The organism is Zymomonas mobilis subsp. mobilis ATCC 10988, from assembly GCF_000175255.2.
GTDB lineage: Bacteria > Pseudomonadota > Alphaproteobacteria > Sphingomonadales > Sphingomonadaceae > Zymomonas > Zymomonas mobilis.
In genome coordinates this window covers 1,938,894-1,964,632 of the sequence record NC_017262.1, presented here as the reverse complement: position 1 = coordinate 1,964,632, position 25,739 = coordinate 1,938,894, and the positions used below count along the sequence as shown (strand labels likewise).

Here is a 25,739-nt window from a genome sequence, read left to right as displayed (position 1 = left end):
TGGCTTATCCATCTAGCTATTCGCTTTTTTATCGGAATATAAGACAACAATTTTGATATCAGGAATTGCCGCTTTTCGCATCTTACCGTAGAGCGTCTATTCAAATTTCACAGGATTTATCATTATTTGCCTGCACGTTCCAATTGAGAGCCGGAAAAATATATGAACAACCAGCCCCCCTCTATAGACGAATCTAGCCCTGCCCCGATCATTGCCTTGATTATGGGCAGTCAATCCGATTGGGAAACCATGCATCATGCGGCAGATGTTTTATCTGCCCTTCAAATTCCGTATGAAACGCGTATCATTTCAGCGCATAGAACCCCGAAACGGTTATATGACTATGTCGGTTCGCTGGTTTCAAAAGGGTTTAAAGCCGTTATTGCGGGTGCTGGTGGGGCGGCACATTTGCCGGGCATGTCCGCGGCTATTACAAGATTGCCTGTTTTCGGGGTGCCGGTGCAATCAAAAGCCCTAAACGGCATGGATAGCTTGCTTTCTATTGTTCAGATGCCCGCCGGAATTCCGGTTGGAACCCTTGCGATTGGCCGCGCAGGTGCTATCAATGCGGCTCTTCTTTCTGCTGCCATACTTGCCAATAATGATGATGATCTGGCCGAAAGGTTGGATCAGTGGCGGCAGCGTCAAACGGCTGATGTTCAGGATCAGCCAGATACTCTGCCAAGGATCTCTTCTTTATGACCCAGACACTTCCGCCCGGTTCTAAAATTGGCATTATTGGTAATGGCCAGTTAGGTCAGATGATGGCGATTGCGGCGACGCAATTGGGATATTTCTGTCATGTCTATGCCCCCAATCAATCGGGGCCAGCCAATGTCGTGGCTGCTAAAAGTTTCGTCGGTGCATATGATGACGGCGAGAAACTGAAAGAATTTGCGGCCTCGGTTGATGTTATCACCTATGAGTTTGAAAATATTCCAGCCGCGCCGTTAGTCGAAATTGCCAAGCGGGTTGCGGTTTATCCACCACCCCAAGCCTTGAATGTAGCGCAGGATCGTCTGACCGAAAAGAATTATGCGTCAGATTTGAAGATACGGCCTGCGCCCTTTCGGCCTGTGAGCTCGCTCCGTGAATTATCCTATGCCCTTTTGGAATTAGGTATTCCGTCTATCTTGAAGCAGCGCACTCAAGGCTATGACGGTCGCGGGCAAATGGTTGTTAAAAAAGCAACCGATTCCCATTTGGCCGAAATATGGAGTGAGCTTTCTTGTAAAGAAGCCATTCTTGAAGGCATGGTCAAATTCGAGCATGAATTTTCTGTTTTAGCTGTTCGTGATATTAAAGGTCAGTTTTTGACTTGGGATATTCCAGCCAATACCCACAATAATGGTATCTTGGATCATTCGGTCGTACCGGCGAATGACTTCATTTTACAGCAGGCAGATGCCGCGATTAAGGCCACGCAAAGAATTGCCGATTCCTTGAATTATGTCGGTGTTCTGGCCGTTGAATTTTTTGCGACCCAATTTGGCCCGATCTTTAACGAGATGGCTCCGCGTGTTCATAATAGCGGTCATTGGACGATTGAAGGCGCAGAAACCTCCCAATTTGAAAATCACATTCGTGCCGTTTGTGGTTTGCCCTTGGGCTCAACCGCTTTGACGGCGGAAAGAGTCGAGATGAAAAATTTGATCGGGGCGCAGGTCAATACATGGGAAAAAATTCTCTCTCGCCGGAATAACTATCTGCATGTTTACGGCAAAGGTACCGCCAAACCGGGACGAAAAATGGGGCATGTGACCAAATTGATTAAACGAATTATCTGATGTTTTAAAAAGTCAGATAATAAAAAAGGTGGTTCTTAACGAACCACCTTTTTTTATAACTAGAGTATCAATCCGATTATTTTACATCATCGGCTGACATGGTTTCGATCGGAAGGCCTGTTTTTTCCAATTGTGGTTTAACCACATTAGCATCGCCGACCACGACCCATAAGAATTTATTAACATCGAGCCAACGCCGTGCGGTTGTATCCAAAGTCGCCGCATTCAGGCCACGATAGCGGCTGGCGAGAGTATCAAAATAGTTATCGGAACGCCCGAATCTATTTAAAGTCATCATACCGCTTAGGACATCATCGCCGCTTTCAAAACTACCCGGAAGCTGGCGGATATCACCTGTAAGGGTACCTTCCAGTTCCTTGGCCGTAATGCCTTGATCGGTCAGGAAGCTGACCGTATCCGCTTTTAAGGCAGAAACAGAAGGACCGGTTTGGTTCGTTTGAACAGGGGCGCGGATCATAAAGGCAGAAGGCCCGACCATCCGGTAGATACGGCTGTGGACGCCATAGCTCCAACCTTTGCTTTCGCGCAGATCCATATTCAGTCGTGCCAAAAATTGGCCGCCCAGAATATCATTCGCCACCGTTAAATCGAATAACGTAGCATCATCCGCTTGCCCTTTCAGAGGAAGCGCCGAACCTGCCAAGATAAGCGATTGTGGAGAATTTGGTCGATTGACCAAAAGGATACCCGACTTCTGAGGCACCGGTGCTGCATTGATTTCTTTGACACCCGCTTCTTCTTTCGGATTTTGCCAATGACCGAAACGCGTATTCAGCAGAGGCAAAATGGCAGAAAGCGGTTGGTCGGAAACAATGAAAATATGAGCTTTATCAGGGCGCAACCACTGGTTTTTAAAGCGGATGATATCTGCCTTGGTAATCTTTTTAACAGAATCTTCCGTTCCAGAAGGCGACAAGACATGGGCATAAGGATGGTTTTCACCATAAATATTGGGGCCAATCACACGCGCGGCTAAGGGTGCCGGAGAACTATGCTCCATAGCGATGGTGGCAAGCTGTTCTGACCGGACGCGTTCCAGCTCTTTATCTGGGAAAGCGGGTGATAACAGCATCTGTGATGCCAGAGAGAGCGTTGCCCCGATATTGGGAGTTGGGCTCCGCAAGAGCATATTGGTGCGGTCGGCATCGCTATCAAAAGCGATAGTGGCGCCCAATCTTTCACGATCGACAGCCAATTCAATCGCATTTTTGCCCGGCGTGCCTTCTGTCAGCATAGAAAGCATCAGACTTTCTGTCCCGCGCAAATCCTTCAGATCAGCGGCATTACCCGCATCAAAGTTAAAGGCAATCCGCGTCAACGGCACAGCAGAGCGCTGGGCATAGCTGACTTCTACCCCATTACTTAATTTGGCATGCTCGATTGTCGGGAATTTCAGATCAGGAATAGTCCCGATTTCTGGCAAATGAGAGCGATCAATACCTGCCGAAGTCGTTTTTTCAGCCGCAGCAACCATTTCTGGCGTTGGAGCGGCGGTTGGAATCGGCTTGATAGCAATCTGGTCATTACCCGAATGACCGCCCTTTTGTGATTCCTGATAGGCTTTTCTTTCTCCCGGAAGAACGGTCAGAGCATAAACCGGACGAGAAAGCCATTTTTTCATGGTTGCCGTAACGCTGGCTGGGGTGGCCGTGGCCAAAGACACTAATTCTTTTTTATAATGATTGGGATCATTGGCATAAAGCAGGCCTTCGGCCAGCGTGGGTGCCTGACCACTGAAACCGCCAACGGTTTCTAACCCTGCGATTTCAGAAACCATCGTTTGCGTGGCAGCCCGTTTGACTTCATCGGCAGTCGGTCCCTGATTGATAAAGTCATTCAGGATTTTATCTAGCCGTTGCGAGACATATTGCGGGTTTACGCCCGGTTTTACATCTACAGTGATTTCAAAGCGGCTTTGATTTTCAAAAGGCTCTAATTCAGCGGCAACGCTGACCGCTAATTGTTCCTGCCGCACCAGAATTTGATCAAGGCGAGAAGATGCCAGCCCCCCTAGCACCTGTGCCGCGATATGAAGATCCGGCAATTCGGAACTGGCAAAACCTGGCACCGTCCATGTGCGATAAAGGCGCGCCAGCGCGACATTATCGGTTAAAACTTCGTCTTTTCTAGCTGGCAATGTCCAGATCGGGGCAGCCGGATGAACAACATCGCGACCCCGAGGAATATCACCAAAATAACGGGTAACCAGCGTTTTAGCTTTATCAATGTCAATGTCACCGGCCAGAACCAGAACGGCATTGTTGGGCCCGTAATTCTGACGGAACCAATCTTTCACCGTATCCAAGCTGGCAGCATCGAGGTCTTCCATCGAGCCGATGGTAGTATGATGATAAGGATGGCCTTCTGGTGACAAGGCTTCTGTCTGAGCATATTGCACCAAACCATAAGGCTGGTTATCGCCCTGGCGTTTTTCATTTTGGACAACGCCGCGCTGATTATCGAGCTTTTGTTGGGTAATACCGCCCAAAAGATGCCCCATCCGGTCACTTTCGAGGAACAAGGCCAGATCAAGAGCAGGCGTTGGCACCGTTTCAAAATAATTGGTGCGGTCAAACCATGTTGTGCCGTTGTCATCGGTTGCGCCCGCCTGACGCAAAGGTTCGAAAACACCGCTGGGCGCATTTTCGGAGCCATTAAACATCAGATGTTCGAAAAGATGCGCAAAACCGGTTTTGCCCGCCGGTTCATCTTTGGAACCGATATGATACCAGACCGAAACCGCGACAATCGGCGATTTATGATCGGCATGAACAATGACCTGCAAACCATTTGGCAAAGTAAATTTTTGCCATGAAAGGCTGATCTGATCGGCCAAAGTTGAAAGAGGCACTGCCGTATTTTTGTTATGGTCAGCCGTCGGTTTTGCCGCATTCGACGTTATTGGGCTGAGAGCGGTTGCGGCCAAGGCCGCCGCTGCCAGCCAACGATGATTAACCCCCATGAAAAACTCCTCGCTATCTATTGAGAAAAGACCGTGACAACAGGACGTAGCGCCGAGGAAACAACAGCCTCTTTTCAATGTCAAACACTCTTTGCATTATTTTGTTATCAATATTTATAGTATAAATATCTTATTTTATTTTATCGCTTTCCACCTGTTCTACGGAAAGGCCTCTTTTCTCGAGCTGAGGTTTGACCAGATTGGCATCCCCGACAACAACCCATGACAAAGCCTGACTGCTTAACCATTGCCGTGCAGTTTTATCCAATTCTGAAGGGGTTAAAGCGCGATATCGCTGATTAAGCGTATCATAATAATTGTCCGGTCGATTCATAAGTGCGAGATCAACCATTCCGCCCAAAATATTACTGCTTTTTTCATAAGCGGCCGGTGTCCGGTTGATAATACCGGTGACCGTTTCCCGTAATTCCGCATCGGTTATGCCTTTATCCGTCAGGAAATGATTTATATCCTCTTGAATGGCATTGATTGACGCCGCCGTCTGGTTGGTTTGCACGGGGGCTGCGAGCGAAAATTCCGAAGACAAAGTTCTGGCATTGATTTGGCTACCTACGCCGTAGCTCCAACCTTTATTCTGTCGCAAATCCATATTCAGGCGAGACAGGAAATTGCCTCCGAGAATACTGTTAGCGACATCAAGATTAAACAGCGTATCCTGATCTTCCTTCTCTTTCAGAGGAAGCACGCTTGCCGCCATAATGACAGATTGCGGTGATTGTGGGCGGTTAATCAACAAAATATCAGATAAATGTCCAGCTTTGGCTGTGGAGGTTGGCTTCAATTCTCCAGCATCATTGGGTATCTGCCAATGCCCGAAAACATTATTCAGGACGGGCAAAATCTGATCCAAAGATTGATCGGAAACAATAAATATATGGGCTTTGTAAGGCCTTATCCATTTTTGTCTGAAATCAAGCAAATTCTGGCGCGTTATCTTTTGGATATTTTCTTCGGTTACCAGATGGCGATAGGGATGGCCTTCACCATAGAGATTTTGACGGAGCGCACGGGTTGCGAGCCATGCCGGAGATTGGCGGCTGGCTGCCATATTCGCTAAGGTCGAGGCCTTTAGTCTTGCCAATTCCTTTTCAGGAAAAGTCGAGCCGAACAGCATTTCCGAAGCTAATCCCGTTGTCTGACGGAAGGTCACACTGGGGCTTAGAAAGGTCATTGAGCTGTAATCATCCCCTGCCCCGAAGCTGATGACGGCACCAAGGCGTTCTTTCTCTTTGGATAACTCGATAACGTCTTTCTCTTTTGTCCCTTCGGTCAGCATGGAGAGCATCAGACTCTCTGTCCCCGGTAAGGCCGTATCGGCCGTAATACCGCCATCAAAGCTGATTAAAACAGTCGTTAAAGGCACCGCTGGACGTTGCGCATAGCTGACAGCGATACCGTTTTTAAGCTGGCTATGGGTAATCGTTGGGAAGCGAACATCAGGGACTTTTCCAACTGCAGGCAAGGCTTCTCGGGGTGAAGCTATTTCGGAAGAGGCTGGCTGGGGCGCTGTTGGAAGGATCAGATTATTGTCAGTTTTCGGAGTGGATTTACCCGATTGGCTTTCCTGATAGGCTTGGCGTTCGCCGGGTAAAACTGTCAGAGCATAAACGGGACGGGAAAGCCATTTTTGTGTGGACTTTTGAACCGCTTCCGCTGTGCTGGTTGCGACAGCATAGAGCGCTTTTTTGTAATAATCGGGGTCTTTTGCATAGAGCAGCCCCTGAGCCAGAATGGGACCTTGAGCGCTGACAGATTCCGCGACGCTTTCTGAAAGAACATCCATCGCTGCCCGATTGACTTCATCTTGGGTCGCGCCTTTTTCAAGATACTCTGCCAAGATTTTATCCAAGCGTTGCGACACATATTGCGGGTTTACCCCCGGTTTTACCGTGACCGAGACGAGAAAGCGCCCCTGCCCTTCAAAACTTTGGGTGGTGGCGCTGACATTGACGGCAAGCTGCTCTTGATGCACCAAAATTTGATCAAGACGAGAAGAGGCTAGACCGCCTAGAACCGCCGCACTGAGATCTAAAGGAATGGAGTCAGGGTTATTATAGCTAGGGATGCTCCATGCCCGATAAATTTTCGACAGGGCAACCTTGTCCGTTATCACTTCGTCTTTACGGGTGGGTAAAGTCCAAATCGGCGTTTCTGGATGAACAATATCGCGACCACGCGGAATAGCACCGAAATAATGGTTTACCATTGTCTTGGCTTTATCAATGTCAATATCACCAGCCAAAACCAAAACGGCATTATTGGGCCCGTAATTCTCGCGGAACCAATCTTTCACTGTGTCTAAGCTGGCCGCATCAAGGTCTTCCATCGAGCCAATCGTATCGTGATGATAAGGATGACCTTCGGGCACAAGCGCTTGTGTTATCGCATAGCCGACAGTGCTATAGGGGCGATTGTCTTTTTGTCTCTTTTCATTTTGGACAACGGCGCGTTGGTTATCGAGCTTTTCCTGCGTCATGCCTTGCAGGAGATAGCCCATACGGTCGCTTTCCATGTAAAGCACCCGATCAAGCGCAGAGGTCGGAACTGTTTCGTAATAATTGGTGCGGTCAAAATTGGTTGTGCCGTTGCTGTCCGTTGCACCTGTTTCCCGCAAAGGCTTCCAGAAGCTGCCTTGGATATTTTGCGACCCTTCAAACATTAAATGTTCAAAAAGATGCGCGAAGCCGGTCTTGCCCTTGGGCTCGTCTTTGGAACCGACATGATACCAGACCGAAACACCGACTACAGGGGCTTTATGATCGGTATGCACCAGCACCCTAAGCCCATTGGGCAGCGTAAAACTTTGCCATGGTAAGTTAATCTGTTTTGCCAGTGATTGTAACAATGCTGAAGTGTTTTCAGCTTTCTTGATGGGGGGATGCGCCATGATAACAGGAGGCGTTAGCAGAGTTGAAGACAGAATACAGCATGCCAGAATACGCGTTAGTTTTTTCACCCATCCGCCCCTATTAAAGAAGAAAATATAAATAAAACAAAATAATAAGTAATTTTTATGTCGATTTATAATAAAACCATGTTTTTTATATTCAGACAATATCCATCAAATGAAATCGTAAATTTTTACATCTGAATACTTGAGATGTCGAATATCGCCCCCATCTTGCCTGTTAAGTCAGGAGACGGTCATTATGAATTTTGAGAAATTAACAGATCGAGCAAAGGGCTTTATTCAATCAGCGCAAACGGTGGCGATTCGTCTCAATCACCAGAGAATTGCGCCTGAACATCTATTAAAAGCCTTGTTGGAAGATGATCAAGGGATGGCATCCGGCCTTATTCGTCGCGCCGGTGGCGATCCCATGATAGCTGTCCGTGATACCGATGCGGCTTTGGCCAAGATTCCATCTGTCTCGGGTAGTGGTGCCAATACACCGCCGGGATTGGATAACGATACTGTCCGTCTTTTGGATCAGGCCGAGCAGATTGCAACAAAAGCCGGTGATTCCTATGTCACGGTTGAAAGATTGCTTTTGGCAATGACATTGATGCCGGAAACGCAGGTTGGAAAAATCCTCAAAGATTCAGGATTGAAAGCCGAAGCGTTGAATACGGCTATCAATGAATTGCGTTCGGGACGAACCGCCGACACCGCAACCGCCGAAGACCGTTATGACGCCTTGAAAAAATTCGCTCGTGATCTGACAGCCGCCGCCCGTGAAGGCAAGTTGGATCCGGTGATCGGTCGTGATGAAGAAATCCGCCGCACTATCCAGATTTTGGCACGTCGAACCAAAAATAATCCGGTTCTGATAGGTGAACCAGGGGTGGGTAAAACCGCGATTGTCGAAGGTTTGGCATTGCGGATTGTAAATGGCGATGTGCCGGAAGGCCTGCGCGACCGCGTTTTGATGGGGCTTGATATGGGTTCCCTGATTGCAGGTGCCAAATATCGCGGTGAATTCGAAGAACGTCTGAAGGGTGTTCTCGACGAAGTTAAACAATCGGATGGTCAGATCATCCTTTTCATCGACGAAATGCATACCCTGATCGGGGCGGGTAAATCCGATGGGGCGATGGATGCGGGTAACCTGCTGAAACCAGCTTTGGCGCGTGGTGAGCTGCATTGTATCGGTGCGACAACCCTTGCCGAATATCAGAAATATGTCGAAAAAGACCCTGCCCTACAGCGGCGTTTTCAGCCGGTTTATGTTGGTGAGCCAACGGTTGAAGACACGATTTCGATTTTGCGTGGGTTGAAAGAAAAATATGAAGCCCATCATGGGGTTCGTATTACCGATGCCGCGTTGGTATCGGCAGCGACTTTATCCAATCGCTATATCACCAATCGCTTTTTACCAGACAAAGCCATCGACCTTGTTGATGAAGCCGCCAGCCGTTTAAGAATGGAGGTCGATTCCAAACCGGAAGAAATCGAAAATCTTGATCGTCGGATTATTCAGCTCAAGATTGAACGCGAAGCGTTATTAAAAGAAAATGACGATGCTTCCCGCGATCGTTTGGCGACGCTTGAGCATGATTTAAGTGATCTCGAACAGCAATCTTCCGAATTGACGACACGTTGGAAAAACGAGCAGGATAAAATCAAAGCGGAAGCCCGCTTGAAAGAAAAGCTGGATCAGGCACGTATTGCTTTGGAGCAGGCTGAACGGTCAGGCGACCTCACCAAAGCGGGTGAAATCAGCTATGGTATTATTCCTCAGCTGGAAAAACAGTTGGCGGATGCCCAGAATGCTGCCCAAGGGGCGATGTTGCGCGAAGAAGTGACCAGCCAGGATATTGCTTCTATCGTATCGCGTTGGACGGGTATTCCGGTTGATAAAATGCTGGAAGGCGAACGTGAAAAACTCATCCATATGGAAGATTGGCTGGGTAAACGCGTTATCGGTCAGGAAGATGCGGTCAAAGCGGTCAGCCGAGCTGTTCGGCGCGCCCGTGCTGGTTTGCAAGACCCAAGTCGTCCGATAGGTTCCTTCCTGTTTTTGGGCCCGACCGGTGTCGGTAAAACCGAGTTAACCAAGGCTTTGGCCAGTTTCCTGTTTGACGATGATCGAGCGATGGTTCGTATCGATATGTCTGAATATATGGAGAAACATGCGGTTGCTCGCTTGATCGGTGCGCCTCCCGGATATGTCGGCTATGAAGAAGGCGGCGTTTTGACAGAAGCCGTGCGGCGGCGGCCTTATCAGGTCATCCTGTTTGATGAAGTCGAAAAAGCGCATCAGGATGTTTTCAATATCCTGTTGCAGGTCTTGGATGATGGTCGTCTGACAGATGGTCAGGGTCGGACAGTTGATTTTTCCAATACGCTTATCATTCTGACGTCCAATTTAGGGGCACAATATCTAGCCAATTTGGGCGAGGATGAACCCGTTGAAAGTGTCGAGCCGAAGGTTATGGAAGTCGTGAGAGCGCATTTCCGACCAGAATTTTTGAACCGGCTTGATGAAATCATCCTGTTCCACCGCTTGGGTCAGAGCCATATGGGCCCGATTGTCGATATTCAGGTTCAGCATCTTTGCCGCTTGCTGGCGGATCGGAAGATCACTTTGAAATTGAGCGACAAGGCACGGGCTTGGTTAGGACGGGTCGGTTATGATCCGGTCTATGGTGCGCGTCCGTTACGGCGTGCTGTTCAGAAATATCTTCAGGATCCTTTGGCTGAAGATTTGTTGAAAGGCACTATTCGTGATGGTCAGACGGTCGATGTCGATGAAGGCGACAGCCATCTGATCTTTAAAACTGAAGATTCAGTGTCAGCCTAAATGTAAAAAACAGCCCTTTCCTTTTTTAAGGAAGGGGCTGTTTTCGCTTTTTATACAGAAAGCCTTCGGGTTTTTGGAAAATAATCTGGATAACAAGGGCAGAATATTAGCGTTGCTGGTTCGCCCAAAAAGACCATAAGCGATGATGGCGAAATTGGTCATCTTGCCAGATATCAATACCCGAAAAACCATCACATGCGGGTAAAGCCCGAATAGTTTTGGCGTTAATTCCCCCTAAGGCAAAGACTTTTTGTCGAATTGAGCGTTTAAGCTGAAGAAATTTTACACGTCCCAAAAACGGCTTTCCGGGATGGGAACGGGTTGAAAAAAGGGGAGATAAAAAGACGAAATCAACCTTGCGGCACATAATGCTATCGCGCCTGTTATGGACGGCCTGACTGCGGAGTAAGGGGCGTGCAGTTCTCTGACTGGAAAAACGGCCATGGACACCATCCGCTTTCCATGCCGCAGCAAGACGAGCCGAACCAGCCAGAAATAAAACGAGTTTTCGTTTCTTCGCTATGCGTTGAATTTTTTCGAACAAATTTTTTCGAATTTTGAAGGGCAAGCGATAATGACGAAATACAATGCCACTACCTTGCGGTAGTTTTTTTACGGCCTCTAGCAGACCATCACCGAACCGTTCGTCTGTCATAAGCCATAGCCGTGGCCATGTATTTTTTAATTTATCATTCATCCTAGGTTCCGAAAAAATCCATTATGAAGCAAAAAATGCTGCATAAATGCAGCGCTTAAAAATAAAAAACATTATCTTTCGTCATTTTGTTAAAAAGATTTCCAAAATGGATAGTATCCTACTAGCAAATTTTTTAAGAAGACCAATAAATTAGACATAATAAATTAGACATTATGAAACTTTCATTTGCCATTGACGATCGGCATATTATGAAGCGTTATCAAGGATGCGTCCGGTGCCTTGAAGATGCGATCGATTTGTTTAAGTGGCGCTTCGTTGGGTTAGATATTGAACAGATTTATATCGCTTATCTGACCGCCGAAGGTAATATTCTTGCTGTTATCGGAGAAAATGTCGGCGACTGCCTGGCATCCTATTTGGACATCCGGAATATTTTGAGACATGCCATTATTTTGAGTGCTGATAGTCTTATTCTGGCTCATAATCACCCAAGTGGTGACCCTACGCCTAGCTATATGGATAGGGATACAACAAAAAGATTAGCCCTTGTAACGCGTATGGCCGGTATAAAATTATTGGATCATCTTATTTTTGCGAATAAAAAATGCCAGAGCTTTCATAGCATAGGTCTTTTATAAGCAGAGATAGCTTGTGATCTTATTTGAAACAAAATCACTATTTTTGAGATAGAAATAGTGAACAGCTTTTTGCATTTTTTATTCTGGATAGTGTGACGGATTAAGGTCTTTTAGCAAAACCTCTCAATAATCTTAAAATTTAACTTTTGTGGAAAGAGATAACCCATCGGGATTATATTCCACAAAATGATGAAAATTGCTTTTGATAAGAAAAAGCGGGCGTTATTGAAACCGTCAAAACGGAGTAACGTCATCAATGGTTAATCAACGGATTGCGGTTATTGTTAATCCAACCGCAGGGAAAAGACGGCATCATTCCGTGCAGCGTTTTGTTGATTATCTCGAAAAGGCAAACTGCGAAGTTCTGGTAAAAAAAACCCGTTTCCAAGGTCATGCGACTGAATTAGCGAGAGAGTTAGCGGATTCTGGAGAATACACCCATATTGTCGCCGCTGGTGGTGATGGAACGATTGCTGAAGTGGCAGAGGGTATTGTCGGTTCAGGCGTTATTCTTTGCGTGCTTCCTATTGGGACAGCCAATGTCTTTGCCCATGAATTATCCATAGCTTTTAATGAGATTCAAAATGCCGCTGATATTATCAAAGGGCATTGGGTAAGGCTTTGGCCTGCTTGTCTTTTTAATGACGGGAAACGAAGTCTTTCAATCCAAATGATTGGCATCGGCATAGATGCCCATATTGTTCACCATATTTCATCTCGATTAAAGCGGATGATCGGTAAAACAGCCTATCTGTTCCAGACGATACGCTCTCTCTGGCAATATCCCTTTTATGAAATGTTGGTATCAATAGAGGGACGCGCAACAGAGAAGGCAACGGCTGTCATTATTTCAAAAGGCGCTTTCTATGCTGGAAATTATAGATTGCTGCCTTGGTCAAAACAGAAAGAAAAAGCCTTTTCTGTCCTGTTATTTCAGTCGCCTAGCAAAATGAGCTATCTTTATGCGGTTGCCGCTTTTTTTATGGGGAAGATTGCTGATTGTAAGCATATCAAGATTGTGAAGGCTGAAAAGGTAAAGATTGAGGCTAATACAAGAATTCCAATACAAAGCGATGGCGATGCAAGAGGATGCACCCCTGCAACGATAGAAATTTCAACCAAGGCTTTGAAAGTCGCCATTCCTGCGTGATCTTGTTCTGTTTAGGCCGAAAATCCTATCAGTTTTCGAATAGAGTCTTATTGATAAAAGAAAGCCTGCCATTTTCATGGCAGGCTTTCTTTGTTGTTAGGCGAAATAACTTGAAAGAATAATGACTATTCTTTTGGTCTTTCCAATTCGCCCTCTTCATTGAGAACCCCTTGCGTATTGGTCAGAGGTTTCGGGGGCTGAACCGGTTCCGGTGCTTTGTTGCTGTTATTGGTATGAGCGTCCTTCTCGTGAGATAAGTCGCCACCCTTGCCAATTTCAGCACGAATACCCGTAATATCGCCAATTTGCTGGATGATACCCTTCGCTTTGACAATTCGAGGTGACGGCGCCGTACCCGTCTTCTGTTCGCGTTCGATCTCGGCTTTATCCCGTGACCAACCGCCACCTAATGCCAAGAAGATTCTGATCTGATCATCTGAAATCTTGCCATCAGAAGAGACGAGCTGTTGCTCATATTGTAACAGCGTCCGGTCAGCATCGAGAACGGGTAACGCATTGATACGACCAAGAGAGAAAAGACGATGGATGTCTTTATCCGCTGCCGCAGCGCGATCACGGGCTAAGGCAACCTCTGCCCGATGATCAAGATCATGGGTATAGGTTGTAAGAGCGGCTTCGGTTTCTTTCAGCGCATTTAAAACAGTCTGATCAAATTGAGCCGCAGCAATGCGGGTTTCAGATTTGGCCGCCAAAATTTCAGCGCGCGCCCGATTTCGGTTAGGCACCTGCCAGCTAAGACCCGGCCCCAAGTTAAATTCTCTGGTATGACCACCGAACATATGGCTGGCCATACCGGTTGAGCCTGCGGTGGCGCCTAGAGTAATTTTAGGCCACATTTCACCCATAGCGACGCCAATTTCAGCCGTGGCTGATCTTAAGCGATATTCAGCACTGCGAATATCGGGGCGACGATTAAGCAGGCTTTCACCATCACCAACCGGTATTGGTTGACGCAAAATCGGCTCTTCTTCGCAATTCGCGACTTCTGCCGGAAATTCTGCCGGTGGACGACCGGTTAAGACGGCAAGACTGAAAAGAGCGACCTGTTTTCTAGCAACCTGTTGCGGCAAGGCAGCCTTGATTTGGGCTTCCTGTGCCATCTGCCGTCTGACATCCGTGGTCATAGCGCGCCCTTCCGAGCGCATACGGGCAATCAACGCGGTTGAACGTTCAGCAAGAGCAATCAGCTCTTTGGTAATCGCAATATCATGACCCGTGGCACAAACCTCGACATAGGCCTGTGCCGTATTCGCGGCTACCGTAACACGCGCCATATCATAGGCAGAACGGACGGCTTCTTCATCAGCATTCGCCGCTTCAATAGCGCGATGCAGCTGACCGAGATAGTCAACCTGATAAGAGATAATAGCGTCTAAAGAAGTAGCAAAGGCATCGGGGATATGCGGTCGATTAACACTATTGACCAAATATCGTTGATCCGAAAATTCGATATAATTTGCCCATGTGTTCAGATTGGTGCCGATGCGTTTGGCATCACGCGCCCGTGCCAAGGCGGCCGTTGAACGCGTAATATCGGCGGCCGCCACCTTCAGATCATTATTATGGGCAAAGGCTTCTTCGATAAGCTTATCTAATTGAGGCTCGTCATAAAGATGCCACCAATGATCCGGCAAATCCGGCATTCTTGTCAGCGCTTTATTCTGGCTACTGACAAAATTGCCTTTGGCTGTCGGACGTTCAATAGCCGCATTTTGTGAACGCTTGTATTTAGGCCCCAGAATACATCCGGCTGTCAGTGACGCCAAGACGGTTACTGTCAGCAGTGATGATAGCCGCCGCAATTTCACCTTGCATGCTCCTCAGTTTTTTTCACTGTCTTTTGGACAGTGGTTACCTGGCGGCTGGGAGCCTGCGTTTGCGCCGTTTTTGGGTCTACCGTTACCTTGGTTTCCGAAGTGTTGGTGACAGTTTCAGTCGCATTATTTTCAAGCGTCTTGACCACACTATCAGAGACAGTTCTGTCTTCTAACACTTCAGGCACACCACCTGTAATAGAAGGCGGCAAAATCGGCCGAATATGTGAGTTATAGTGAACGGAGACAGTCGCCGTTCTACCTGCGACCAAACGAATACCTTCCGGCACATGGTCGATAGCAATACGAACAGGAATACGTTGCGGCAAACGAACCCATGTAAAGGTTGGGTTGACGTTAGCCATCAAAGATGAAGTGGGGTTAAGTTCACGGTCAGCAATACCGCGAGCCAGTGAATCCACATGGCCTTCGATGATCTTCTTTTCACCCATCAAGCGGATGGAAACTTTATCACCGACACGGATACGGGGTAATTTGGTTTCTTCAAAATAACCGACAACACGCAAAGAATGGCGATCCAAAAGCGCGAATTCAGGCCGGCCTGACGTAGCATAGTTACCGGGGCGAAGGGAGAAATTCGTGATCCAGCCATCAACAGAGGCGCGAACAACTGAACGAACCACATTAACGCGAGCCGTATTGAGATTGGCTTTGGCTCTTTCGAGTTCAGCAGCCAGCTCATCGACCTTGGAAGCGCCTTGTTCCAGAATTTCGGTCGAGACCAAATCGCCAAGCCGGATATTACGCCGGTTTTCACGTTCAGCCTGTTCGAGACGGGAAGCGACATTGGCAACTTCGGCCTCGGCGGCTTCTAAGGCCAAACGAAAACGAACCCGATCAACGATAAAGAGTGGCGTTCCTGCTGTCACATATTGGTTTTCACGGACAAGGACATCCGTGACCAAACCGGAAACATCGGGCGTCACATTTTCAACATCGACCTGCACGCGACCATCGCGTGTCCATGGTTCACGTTCATAGTAGAACCACATTCGCAGGCTGACCCAAACGGCCACTAAAACGACAAACAGCGTTACAAGAACGCGTAGGACGGATCTCCGATCCATGCCTCCCCCTACAAGCGAAAAAAAGCCATAGGGTTACCGGCCACAGCAATATAGCCGGTAATTATACCCCAAACAACGATCAGCATTGCGGTATCAAATAAACCGCGATGCCAGACGAAACGATAAAGATTTAGTTTACTGAGCAACAAAGTAAGAAGCTGAGTAATCATGATCGCAATAGCGGCGCCTACGACAAGTGGGTGCATATAAACACCCACAATATCAAATTCTCCCGTTATCATGCCGGACTCCGTTGTTTTATGAACCCTGGTGCATCAGGAAACATATTGCGACGTAAGCTGACCAAGGCGGTCAGCCCTTCGCGGCGATCGATTGAATTATGTAGATCCACAAAGCTATCAATAACACGATCGATATCTGTCAAAATGATATCCGAAGATTCAGCATTCGGTGACCGTGACAATTCGTCATAATAGCCAGCAATGGCTTGCGCCAAAGTGGATATTTGATGACGGACATTTTCATCAACACGAGCAGCCAGCTGCCGCAAGCGCAGCATACAGATACCGATACGCAAATCGCGAATACCATCATCGCGGATAACATTCTGATCTGTCCCTGTTGCTGAAACGCGCGGTGCCATAAGACCGATACGATCGAGCATACGGCTTGACCAATCAACGATATCGGGCGCGCCCGGTCGTTTTAAGGTTGCCGAAAGATCACGCCACCCAGATTGCAGAAGCCTTCTGACCATCACATCGGCACCGATAACGCGCATTACTTTGAAACCGACAAGGGAGATGCCGCAGCCGGTAATAATGGCCAAACCATTGTTAAAATAAAGCTCGAAATCGGCAGAATAAGCCGGATGGATTGCCATTGTTAGGTTGAAGACAACCATAAAGGGTCGAACAATCGGCAGGTAGTTCTGATCGGCAGTAAGATAGCCGATAATAAACAGCACAGGGAACATCGTCAGCATGACCAATTCAAATTCATGAATTTGTGTCATGATGGCAAACACATAAAAACCAGCGACAATCACCCCGATGACAGCCCCGAGGAGATAATGCCCTTGTTGTTTAACAGGGTCACCTGCCTGGGCCGACAGACCGAATGACATCGCCGCCAAAAGGCAACCGGTCGAACCATTTGGCCAACTGGTCATGATCCAGAAAATGGATGAGGCCATAATGACCATAAACAATGTCAAAGCGGTTAAAGCGGCCATACCATAGTCGCGATGCATTGAGCGAACGCGATGGGCGCTACTTAAAGCGGCAATCATGGCGGGTGGATGATCTTCTGGATGGCTGACGGCTTCGACCAGCAAACGGGTCGATTGCAAGGCTTCGATCAAATGACGCAGTCGCCCGATCATATTCAGCTCGAGCAGTTCGCGCCAATTTTCAACCTTTAGTTTTTCACCCAAGGCATTGCCGCGCGCAATCAAACGACTGGCTTCTGCCGCATCATCAACGGGGGGATCTGCGACCCATTGCCGAACAGATTCGACATAGGCGGTAATCTCTTCCGACATACCGCCTGCATCGTCAATTTCTCTTGTTCGATCTTCCATAGCGGCGATAACAGGCATCAAAAGAATAATCTGATCCTGAACCGCGGCCAAAGCCATACGCGTTGGCCGCAATCCCGCTGTATCATAGGGGATATGTGTCCCAAGGAAATGGACATTGGTAAGGTCAACGGTCAGATTTTGGCGGTCTTTCGCATCAATATCCGTCATATCTCCGGCCAAGGCATGGTTAGCCCAGCGTTCGCAATCATGGAGAATCTGATCCAATTGACGCGATAAAAGATTACTGACGGAATGGGGAAAAAGCACGGAATGAACAAAGCCTGCCGATACAACCCCAAAGCAGATTTCCTGAAGTCGAAGAGAGGCTATATGGAAAACATTGATAGGGTTTTCTACGCTAAGAAAGCCGATAACAGAGGCCGTAACGATACCAAGAAAGAAAATATAAGAGCGCGGTGAGCGGTCGAGAACAACAATAAAAATACAAAAAGACGCCCACAGCCCTAAAATCATACAGAGAAAAAGGGGCGCATTATCAAATTTTGGCACAACGGCCAGAACAAAAGTAGCGCCAAGGAAGGAACCAATGACGCGATAAAATGATTTAGAACGTATAGCCCCCGTAAGGGGATGACTGACGATATAGACAGTCGTCATCGCCCAGAAAGGACGTTCAAGCCCAATCCGCATAGAGACATAGAGGCCGAGCATTGCAGCTATATAACAATTAAGCGCAAAAGCTGCCTGCCGTAAATTAAACAGCATCGCAGTCGCCTATCATAGCAAGAGTCGATAGGCGCAGTGGCCTGTCCTTTACCCTTGTGCAATGTTTATAGTGTAAAACGGTCATATCATACATAATCGGGCAGACATCACCTGTTAAGAAAAGCGTTTTATGCCTATTTGTAAAAAAATAGGGAATAAAAATCTTCCTAGTCCTCTCCCCCCCCTTTAATCCAGTGGTTTTATACAGTCACTTAAATTTAGTGGCAGGAAAGCGTTGTAGGGCTTAAAAAATTGTGTTTGATAGGTCTTTTTTAAAAAGAAAAGCTGTAAAGCCCTAAAATTAGGGCGGTTTAGAATGGTATAATTTATTGAAACCATCCTTGTGATATTTTCGATTGATAATTTACAAAAAAATAGAGAGAATGAAAATTATATAATGATATATAAAATTATTATTTTAATTTAAATTATTAAATAAATAAAACTTTTATGAAAGACGACTTATCAATAGCAATAATTGCTGTTCCACATAAAATGCCCCAATCATCTTTCCCTGTTTTATCTGACATTCCAGAGAAACCAGAAAAGTAATAAGTTGGTTGATTTGATGAATCCGCCAGAGAGATAAGGCTTTGGCGATTTCGCCCTTTTCTTTCCAGAAAATTTTTCGGCCAGCAGATTCGATGACCTTTTGAATCGAAAGCCCTTTTGACAGTAATCCAGCTAAATCAGCCAGCAGTAAGGCTCGACGCAACAAAACCCTAATAAGTAGGATCGGTTCAATCCCGACATCTGAAAGGCTTGCTAATTCTTGCTCAAGAAGCGCTGTATTTTTTGAAAAGAATATTCCCGTCAAGCGTGCCAAATTGCCTTCATTGTTATCAGCCCCAATCAAGCTGATAACCTCATGGGTCAATTCTTGAGGGTTATTTTTGTCACTATTGAGATAGAGGGCGTATTTTTCAATTTCAGAGACCAGTAATGCCCGATTATTTTCTGCATATATCGCCAGTTTTTGCGCGATATCCGGCCTGATCCGCAGGCCTTTTTCTTCCCCAAGTGCTATAACTAGACGGTTGGCATTCTCTCCTTCGGGAAGATAACTCGCACAGGCCAATATCTTTTTATCAGCCAAAGCTAGTTTCAGGAGTTTGGATTCTCGTTTGAGATTACCTGTGACAATAATTACCGAATTATTGATAGCTGGAATATCTATCAATAATTGAAGCGCAGCCAGAATTTCGTCGCCACTTGCTTCCACCCGAAGATAACGTGCGGCACTGAAGAGAGAAATCGCCGCCGCTTCATCCGTTAAAATAGCCGGATCATTTTTGAGTACCGCCCCTGAAATTTCTATTTTTTCAATTTCAGGAAAGCGGTTCATTTGGTCAGCGATGGCGCGAGATTGTGCGATATCGGGCCCGTAGAGAAGAATAACAGCATTCTGCCCGCGGCCAATAGCCGCAATAGCAGCATCAATTTGTGAGCGGTTACTTTTCACTAACTTTCTTTAGGAAATATTTTGCGGTTTGACAGCCTGAACCGCCTGATTATGCGGCGTTTCAGAGGGGGCTGGCGTAGCCGCATTCGGAAGATGATCGGCTTTGTCGCGTCTTTCGGCGTAAAGCGCCAAATGGGTTACAATCTGATCGGCCACATTTTCAGTGATCTGCTCAAGGGCAGTATCTTCTGCCGCGATAGTTGCATATTCGGAACTGACCACGTCAATACCAGAGTCCGATGAAGCCGTGGCATCAACAACGACCTGATTATCGCGAAGATCAATCAAACGATAACGCGCCCGCAATGTCCGTCTTTCACGGTTGACCGTGTTATCTCGTCTGACACCCAAACCTTCGATGTGATCGTCAACTTCAACTTCTAGTTGATAACGAGGACGCAGGCCATTTTCTGGCATAAGTCGGTCTTGCAACGCCCCATGTAACAAATAGCCCGGTTTTCCGGGGATCGACGCAACATGGACGGCACCTAGGGTTTTAGCAACCGGACCAGATTTGCCCCCCTTGTAAAGAGGATGCAGGCCACAAGCAGGCAGTGGCATGCAAAGAAACAACAGAAGTGCTAATCTGGACGGTTTGCTAAAATCCATTATTCAGGCCTTTACGCGACAATATTGACCAGTCGGTTAGGCACAACGATCACTTTTTTCGGTGAGCGGCCTTCCAACATTTTAATCACTTTTTCCGAAGCCAATGCCAATTTTTCGGCTTCATCCTTGGGCATATCCCGAGCGACGGTTAAGGTGTCCCTTAATTTACCATTGACCTGAACGGCAATAGTTATTTCGTCTTCGACCGTCAGTGCCGGATCAAATTCAGGCCAACTGGCTTCGGCAACAAAACCTTCTTTCTCCAGAAGATGCCATGCTTCTTCCGAAAGATGCGGCACCATCGGAGCTACCAAGCGGAATAAAGTCAAAGCAGCTTCCTTGCGGGTTGCTGAAGCCTTGGCTTTTTCGATCGCATTGACCAGATCATGAATCTTGGCGATGGCTTTATTGAAAGACAGGCCTTCGATGGCTTCGCCAACTTCTTTTATCGAGCAATGAAGGCGATGCTGTAAATCCTTGTCGATTCCAGCGGAAGCCTCTTCGCTTGCGATAGCAGCGACACGCCACAAACGCTGCATAAAGCGCCAGCAGCCTTCAATACCGGCTTCTGTCCAAGCCAGATCACGTTCGGGCGGGCTGTCGGAAAGCATGAACCAACGCACCGCATCCGCCCCGTATTGGTCGAGAATAGGCGCCGGTTCGACCACATTCTTTTTCGATTTGGACATCTTTTCAACGCGGCCGACGGTCACTTTTTCGCCGGATTCTGTTAAGAAGATACCCGCTTCATCTTTATGAATCTGTTCGGGTGACAGCCAATGGCCTTCGGGGTCTTTATAGGTTTCATGGGTTACCATGCCTTGAGTAAACAGACCGGTGAAAGGCTCTTTGATATCAAGCCGTCCAATAGACTGTAAGGCGCGTGTCCAGAAACGGGCATAAAGAAGATGCAAAATGGCATGTTCTACGCCGCCGATATACTGCCCGACTGGCAACCATTTTTCAGCGGTTGCTTTATCAAAAGGTTTGTCATCTGGCTGACTGGCGAAACGAATGAAATACCATGAAGAATCGACGAAAGTGTCAAGCGTATCCGTTTCCCGACGGGCAGGCTTCCCACATTTCGGGCAAGTGACATTCTTCCATGTCGGATGACGTTCCAGCGGATTGCCCGGTTTATCGAAATTGATGTCATCAGGTAAGGTAACCGGTAATTGATCTTTGGGAACCGGAACCGCGCCACAACTATCGCAATGGATAATCGGTATTGGGGTACCCCAATAGCGCTGACGAGAAACGCCCCAGTCTCTTAACCGGAAAACCGTGGTGCCTTTACCCCAGCCTTCTTTTTCGGCGCGAGCAATAACCGTTTTTTTAGCTTCTTCGCTGGAAAGACCATCGAGGAAAAACGAATTGACTATAATGCCCGCGCGGGTGTCAGCTTTGTCGCCAATGGCTTCGTTGCTTTCAGCTTCGGAAGGCGCAACGACCCGTTTAACCGGCAGGTTATATTTCAGCGCAAAATCAAGATCGCGCTGATCATGCGCCGGACAGCCGAACACTGCCCCCGTGCCGTAATCCATCAGAACGAAATTGGCGACAAAAAGCGGCAATTTTAATTCAGGATTCAGCGGATGAACAAGTGACAGGCCAGTATCGAAGCCTTTTTTCTCGGCGGTTTCGATATCTTCCGCGGCGGTGCCCATTTTCTGGCAATCGGCGATAAATTCGGGAAGAGCTGCGGTTTTTTCTGCCAAGGCTTTGGCGATCGGATGATCGCAAGCAATAGCGACAAAGCTGGCACCAAAAAGCGTATCGGGGCGCGTGGTAAAGACTTCGATTTTGTCAAAGCCTTCCGGTGCCACTTCAAAATTGAAATGAAACTGCATGCCCTGACTGCGACCGATCCAGTTTTCCTGCATCGACCGGACTTTTTCAGGCCATTGATCGAGGTCTTTCAGGCCATCAAGAAGATCATCCGCAAATTCGGTGATCTTTAAGAACCACTGATTGAGTTTTTTTCTTTCAACCAAGGCACCGGAACGCCAGCCGCGCCCATCAATCACCTGTTCATTGGCGAGCACCGTATTATCAATGGGATCCCAGTTAACTGCCGATTCTTTGCGATAAACGAGGCCAGCCTTGTAAAGGTCAAGGAACAAGGCTTGCTCTTGGCCATAATAGGACGGTTCGCAGGTCGCGAGTTCACGGCTCCAATCGATAGCAAAACCAATGCGTTTTAACTGTTCCCGCATCGTCGCAATATTAGACATCGTCCATTCACGCGGATGGATTTTCCGTTCCATCGCAGCGTTTTCAGCAGGCATACCGAAAGCATCCCACCCCATCGGGTGCAGGACTTCATGGCCTTTCATCCGGTAATAACGCGCCAGCACATCGCCCATGGTATAGTTACGGACATGTCCCATATGAATCCGCCCCGAAGGATACGGAAACATTTCGAGAATATAGCTATGTGGCCGGTCTGAATTGTCTTTCGCGTGGAAGCAGCCGCTTTCTTCCCATTTTTTTTGCCAGCGGCCATCAACTACATGCGGATTAAAACGCTGGGAAAAACCAGACTCACTCATCAATCGAAAACCTTTTCTTATTCACCGGACATAGCTGTCCGACGGAGATCGCGGGCACGGGTCAGCACAACATCTTCCAGTTTTTGTATCGTGCTGGCATCTACAGGATCATCGACCCAGACGCCTTCCCGCAATATCTGGCGGGATGCAGAAACCCGTAAGGCATCAGCGCGAAGATCATCTCCGAAAATGGCAACAGCCACCCGCATCCGTTCATTGGGACTGGCCGGATTAACATACCAATCGGTAATAATAACACCGCCATTCGCATCGGTCTGAATCAGGGGCATAAAGGAAAAAGTTTCCAAGGCTGCCCGCCAGATATACGCATTAATGCCGATGGTGGTTACTCTTGAAGGTGCCATACCCGCAACTTTCTTTTGCTTACCATGTCCACAAGCAGCCAAAGGTAAAATGGCAACAGCCATAAAAAGAGTCAAAAAGCGGCGACAAGGCATAAAATAACAATCCCCAAGAATAATGGCGGTATGACCGCTTTGCTTATAAATGCTCTTCTATTCCTAGCAAGAGGAAGAACGCATCAAGCGACTGTTTCCAAAAATTTTCAACCGGATATAGGATGAAACCTATATCGAATATGAAGGATAGTATCCGAAGAGCCTATGTAAATAGAACCGGATGATATGTCAGGCGAGGCTGTCAATTAGCCAAAGCCTTCCTACTCCATAGCGCATTTTGCCCTGTTTCCTATGGCGTTTTCATCGAAACAGCGCATTTATTTTATAAGGCGTGTTCTTTTAACGCGTGTCATCAAAAACGGTTAGACCTTCGAAAGAAAGTTTTTTACCAAAAAATCTTGGGGATTGGGATATTCCGACATTCCTTTTGAGGCGCGTTACATTTCACCAAGAATATACCGTTCTACCAACAGGATGATGGATATCGTCATCATGGAAACGGCTGAAAAACGGCTGAGTGCTAGATTGATATGCGGATATTTTTTCAGCAAAGCCCGCGCCAGAAAGCCGATCAGTAGATAAATGCTGCCACAATTGAAAGTATGGACGATACCTAAGGCCAAAATCTGAATTGAAAAAGGCCAGTCGGCTTTTGCCGATGTAAATTGCGGTAAGAACATCAGAAAAAAGAGAAACATTTTGGGATTTAACCCGCTGACACAAAAGCCTTTTTTAATCCACTGGCTATAGCTGGCTTTCTGAGCAACGGAGAAAGTCTCATCTTGTAAGACAGGCGGATGGCGCAACAGGCCAATGCCTAAGAGGAAAAGATAAATAGCGCCTGCGCAAGTGAGAAAGTCCAAAGCAAAAGGCGTTTTGGCAATTAAGGCGGCGGCACCGATAGCAACAAGAATAGTCGCCGCAACATAGCCCAGCACTAAGCCGAAAACAGCCGCGACAATCGATTTATGATTGGTGCCAACAGAAAGGACATATGCCCAATCAGCCCCCGGAATCACAACAAAAAGAACAGAAACAGCCCAAAAAGCAACCAATATTTCTATTGGCATATTTTTATCTCCTTGAGATCCAAGGCGAAACGCCTTGAAAAAAGACCATCCGAATATTTTGAAAAATTTCAGGGGAAAGAGGGCTATTGAAGCGAGAAAATCCCCCTTAACCGCTGTTAGGCGGGATAATATCCCTGACAGAGCGCAATATCTTTCTAATTTATTGCTTGTTAGCGAGATTGTGAGGTATATTTTTTCACATGGACCAAATAGACCGAAAAATACTTGCTGAACTGCAAAGTGATGCCCGCCTGACTCTGACTGAATTGGCTGACAGAATCGGTCTTAGTCTCTCACCTTGTCATAGGCGGGTGCATGCTTTGGAAAAATCCGGTGCGATACAGGGTTATCGCGCCTGCATCGATTACAGAAAGCTAGGTCTGACTTTTTCGGCGATTGTTTTTGTGACCTTATCCGAAAGCAACAAACAGCTCGTTCAAATATTTGAAGATGCTTTATTGACGATTCCCGAAGTCATCAGCGCTGAAAGATTATTCGGGACGCCTGACTATATCCTTCACATTATTACGAAGGATCTGTCTTCTTTTCAGAAATTATATGACGAACAGTTATCGTCCCTGTCCTGTGTCAAGAAATTGACCTCGACCATCGTGATGAAGGATATTTTCCAAGGAAAAAAAGCGTCTTACCCCGTTTTCTGACCCTAGATAAATTTGGGGGGCAGGAAACGGCGATTATGAAGCACGGGCAAGATGTCCCGTGCATGAGCAATCCGTTTGTGGAAGAGTTCAGCCATAATCAGGGCGGGCTCCTCCCCTGCCCTTGCAATGGCAACGCCTAGCGGATCAACAACCATGCTATTTCCGATATTGCGTTGGCCACATTCCCCGACCGCAATCATATAGCAGGTATTTTCCAAAGCTCTGGCCTTGACCAGAATATCCCAATGCGCTTCTTTCCCTGAACCTTTGACCCAAGCTGCGGGTAGAATAAGTGCATCGGCACCTTCCAGCACAAGGCGTCTAGCTAATTCAGGAAAGCGAAGATCATAACAGATCATCAAGCCAACCTTGAATCCAGCAATTTCGACCAAAGGAGGCAGACTGTCACCAGCGGTAATTGAGCGGGATTCTTGGTGAGAAAAGGCATCATACAGATGCAATTTCCGATATTGGGCAATGATCTGCCCATTTTTAATCACTAAGAGCGTGTTATAAAATCGGTCTTTCCCATCGGGGATGGGCAAGCAGCCTGCAATCGTCAACGTGGGATATTTCAGAGTTTCCGCTGCCAAACGCGTAATAAAAGCCCCATCGAGCGGTTGTGCCGTTTTGGGGATAAGATCGGGGTCAGCCATATCCTGTGCCAGAATACCTTCTGGCAACACAAGCAGGTCAGCTTGTTTTCCTGCTGCCCGTTTGATCAAGTCAAAACAGATGTCGAGATTCTCATGCCAATCAGGCTGAACGGCAAATTGCCCCAGCGCCACTTTC

General features: G+C 47.2%; 19 protein-coding genes. 6 read left to right on the top strand and 13 right to left on the bottom strand.

The features are described 5' to 3' along the window. The first annotated feature begins 162 nt into the window (after positions 1-162). Together purE and ZMOB_RS08790 are read left to right on the top strand one after the other, a co-directional pair. Positions 163-702: a 5-(carboxyamino)imidazole ribonucleotide mutase gene (gene purE, locus ZMOB_RS08795; RefSeq protein WP_014501212.1), complete on the top strand. Its 540-nt coding sequence runs from the start codon at positions 163-165 to the stop codon at positions 700-702. Next, positions 699-1,787: a 5-(carboxyamino)imidazole ribonucleotide synthase gene (locus tag ZMOB_RS08790; protein ID WP_014501211.1), complete on the top strand. Its 1,089-nt coding sequence runs from the start codon at positions 699-701 to the stop codon at positions 1,785-1,787. The genes purE and ZMOB_RS08790 overlap by 4 nt, the downstream gene beginning before the upstream one ends. A 76-nt stretch (positions 1,788-1,863) precedes the next feature. Here ZMOB_RS08790 and ZMOB_RS08785 read toward each other — a convergent pair whose 3' ends face one another. Continuing rightward, on the bottom strand, positions 1,864-4,770 hold the full coding sequence (locus ZMOB_RS08785; protein ID WP_014501210.1) for a M16 family metallopeptidase: 2,907 nt from the start codon (positions 4,768-4,770) through the stop codon (positions 1,864-1,866). 130 nt (positions 4,771-4,900) lie between these two features. Next, on the bottom strand, positions 4,901-7,747 hold the full coding sequence (locus ZMOB_RS08780) for a M16 family metallopeptidase (protein ID WP_014501209.1): 2,847 nt from the start codon (positions 7,745-7,747) through the stop codon (positions 4,901-4,903). A 193-nt stretch (positions 7,748-7,940) separates the two neighbouring features. On the opposite strand from ZMOB_RS08780, the gene clpB reads away from it, so the two are divergent. Beyond that, on the top strand, positions 7,941-10,535 hold the full coding sequence (gene clpB / locus ZMOB_RS08775; RefSeq protein ID WP_011241206.1) for an ATP-dependent chaperone ClpB: 2,595 nt from the start codon (positions 7,941-7,943) through the stop codon (positions 10,533-10,535). Between the two features lie 106 nt (positions 10,536-10,641). On the opposite strand, the gene ZMOB_RS08770 is transcribed toward clpB, so the two are convergent. Continuing rightward, positions 10,642-11,232 (bottom strand): thiamine phosphate synthase, encoded by a 591-nt coding sequence (locus tag ZMOB_RS08770; protein ID WP_014501208.1) that lies wholly within the window; start codon positions 11,230-11,232, stop codon positions 10,642-10,644. A gap of 173 nt (positions 11,233-11,405) precedes the next feature. Between ZMOB_RS08770 and ZMOB_RS08765 the strand changes: the two genes are divergently transcribed. Further along, the gene (locus ZMOB_RS08765; RefSeq protein ID WP_011241208.1) at positions 11,406-11,831 is read left to right on the top strand and encodes a JAB domain-containing protein; all 426 of its coding nucleotides are present in this window, start codon (positions 11,406-11,408) and stop codon (positions 11,829-11,831) included. A 256-nt stretch (positions 11,832-12,087) separates the two neighbouring features. Next, the gene (locus ZMOB_RS08760; protein ID WP_011241209.1) at positions 12,088-12,981 is read left to right on the top strand and encodes a diacylglycerol/lipid kinase family protein; all 894 of its coding nucleotides are present in this window, start codon (positions 12,088-12,090) and stop codon (positions 12,979-12,981) included. Positions 12,982-13,106: 125 nt separating this feature from the next. Here ZMOB_RS08760 and ZMOB_RS08755 read toward each other — a convergent pair whose 3' ends face one another. From ZMOB_RS08755 to ZMOB_RS08715, 9 genes are all read right to left on the bottom strand, one after another. Beyond that, positions 13,107-14,810, bottom strand: coding sequence for an efflux transporter outer membrane subunit (locus ZMOB_RS08755; RefSeq protein ID WP_011241210.1), 1,704 nt, complete (start codon positions 14,808-14,810; stop codon positions 13,107-13,109). After that, positions 14,807-15,904, bottom strand: coding sequence for an efflux RND transporter periplasmic adaptor subunit (locus tag ZMOB_RS08750; RefSeq protein WP_011241211.1), 1,098 nt, complete (start codon positions 15,902-15,904; stop codon positions 14,807-14,809). Before ZMOB_RS08750 ends, ZMOB_RS08755 begins: the two co-directional genes overlap by 4 nt. Positions 15,905-15,912: 8 nt before the next feature. Next, positions 15,913-16,146, bottom strand: coding sequence for a DUF1656 domain-containing protein (locus tag ZMOB_RS08745; protein ID WP_011241212.1), 234 nt, complete (start codon positions 16,144-16,146; stop codon positions 15,913-15,915). Beyond that, on the bottom strand, positions 16,143-18,173 hold the full coding sequence (locus tag ZMOB_RS08740; protein WP_011241213.1) for an FUSC family protein: 2,031 nt from the start codon (positions 18,171-18,173) through the stop codon (positions 16,143-16,145). Before ZMOB_RS08740 ends, ZMOB_RS08745 begins: the two co-directional genes overlap by 4 nt. A gap of 448 nt (positions 18,174-18,621) precedes the next feature. After that, positions 18,622-19,635 (bottom strand): DNA polymerase III subunit delta, encoded by a 1,014-nt coding sequence (gene holA, locus ZMOB_RS08735; RefSeq protein WP_014501207.1) that lies wholly within the window; start codon positions 19,633-19,635, stop codon positions 18,622-18,624. Positions 19,636-19,644: 9 nt separating this feature from the next. Further along, positions 19,645-20,244 (bottom strand): LPS assembly lipoprotein LptE, encoded by a 600-nt coding sequence (gene lptE, locus ZMOB_RS08730; protein ID WP_011241215.1) that lies wholly within the window; start codon positions 20,242-20,244, stop codon positions 19,645-19,647. Between the two features lie 11 nt (positions 20,245-20,255). After that, on the bottom strand, positions 20,256-22,796 hold the full coding sequence (leuS, locus tag ZMOB_RS08725; RefSeq protein ID WP_014501206.1) for a leucine--tRNA ligase: 2,541 nt from the start codon (positions 22,794-22,796) through the stop codon (positions 20,256-20,258). Positions 22,797-22,813: 17 nt separating this feature from the next. Then, on the bottom strand, positions 22,814-23,254 hold the full coding sequence (locus ZMOB_RS08720; RefSeq protein ID WP_011241217.1) for a DUF3576 domain-containing protein: 441 nt from the start codon (positions 23,252-23,254) through the stop codon (positions 22,814-22,816). A 398-nt stretch (positions 23,255-23,652) separates the two neighbouring features. Next, positions 23,653-24,285 (bottom strand): LysE family translocator, encoded by a 633-nt coding sequence (locus tag ZMOB_RS08715; protein WP_011241218.1) that lies wholly within the window; start codon positions 24,283-24,285, stop codon positions 23,653-23,655. A 200-nt stretch (positions 24,286-24,485) separates the two neighbouring features. Here ZMOB_RS08715 and ZMOB_RS08710 point away from each other — a divergent pair, with 200 nt between their 5' ends. Then, positions 24,486-24,947: an Lrp/AsnC family transcriptional regulator gene (locus tag ZMOB_RS08710; RefSeq protein ID WP_011241219.1), complete on the top strand. Its 462-nt coding sequence runs from the start codon at positions 24,486-24,488 to the stop codon at positions 24,945-24,947. 2 nt (positions 24,948-24,949) lie between these two features. On the opposite strand, the gene ZMOB_RS08705 is transcribed toward ZMOB_RS08710, so the two are convergent. Beyond that, positions 24,950-25,735 (bottom strand): deaminated glutathione amidase, encoded by a 786-nt coding sequence (locus ZMOB_RS08705; RefSeq protein ID WP_252507331.1) that lies wholly within the window; start codon positions 25,733-25,735, stop codon positions 24,950-24,952. Between the last annotated feature and the right edge of the window lie 4 nt (positions 25,736-25,739).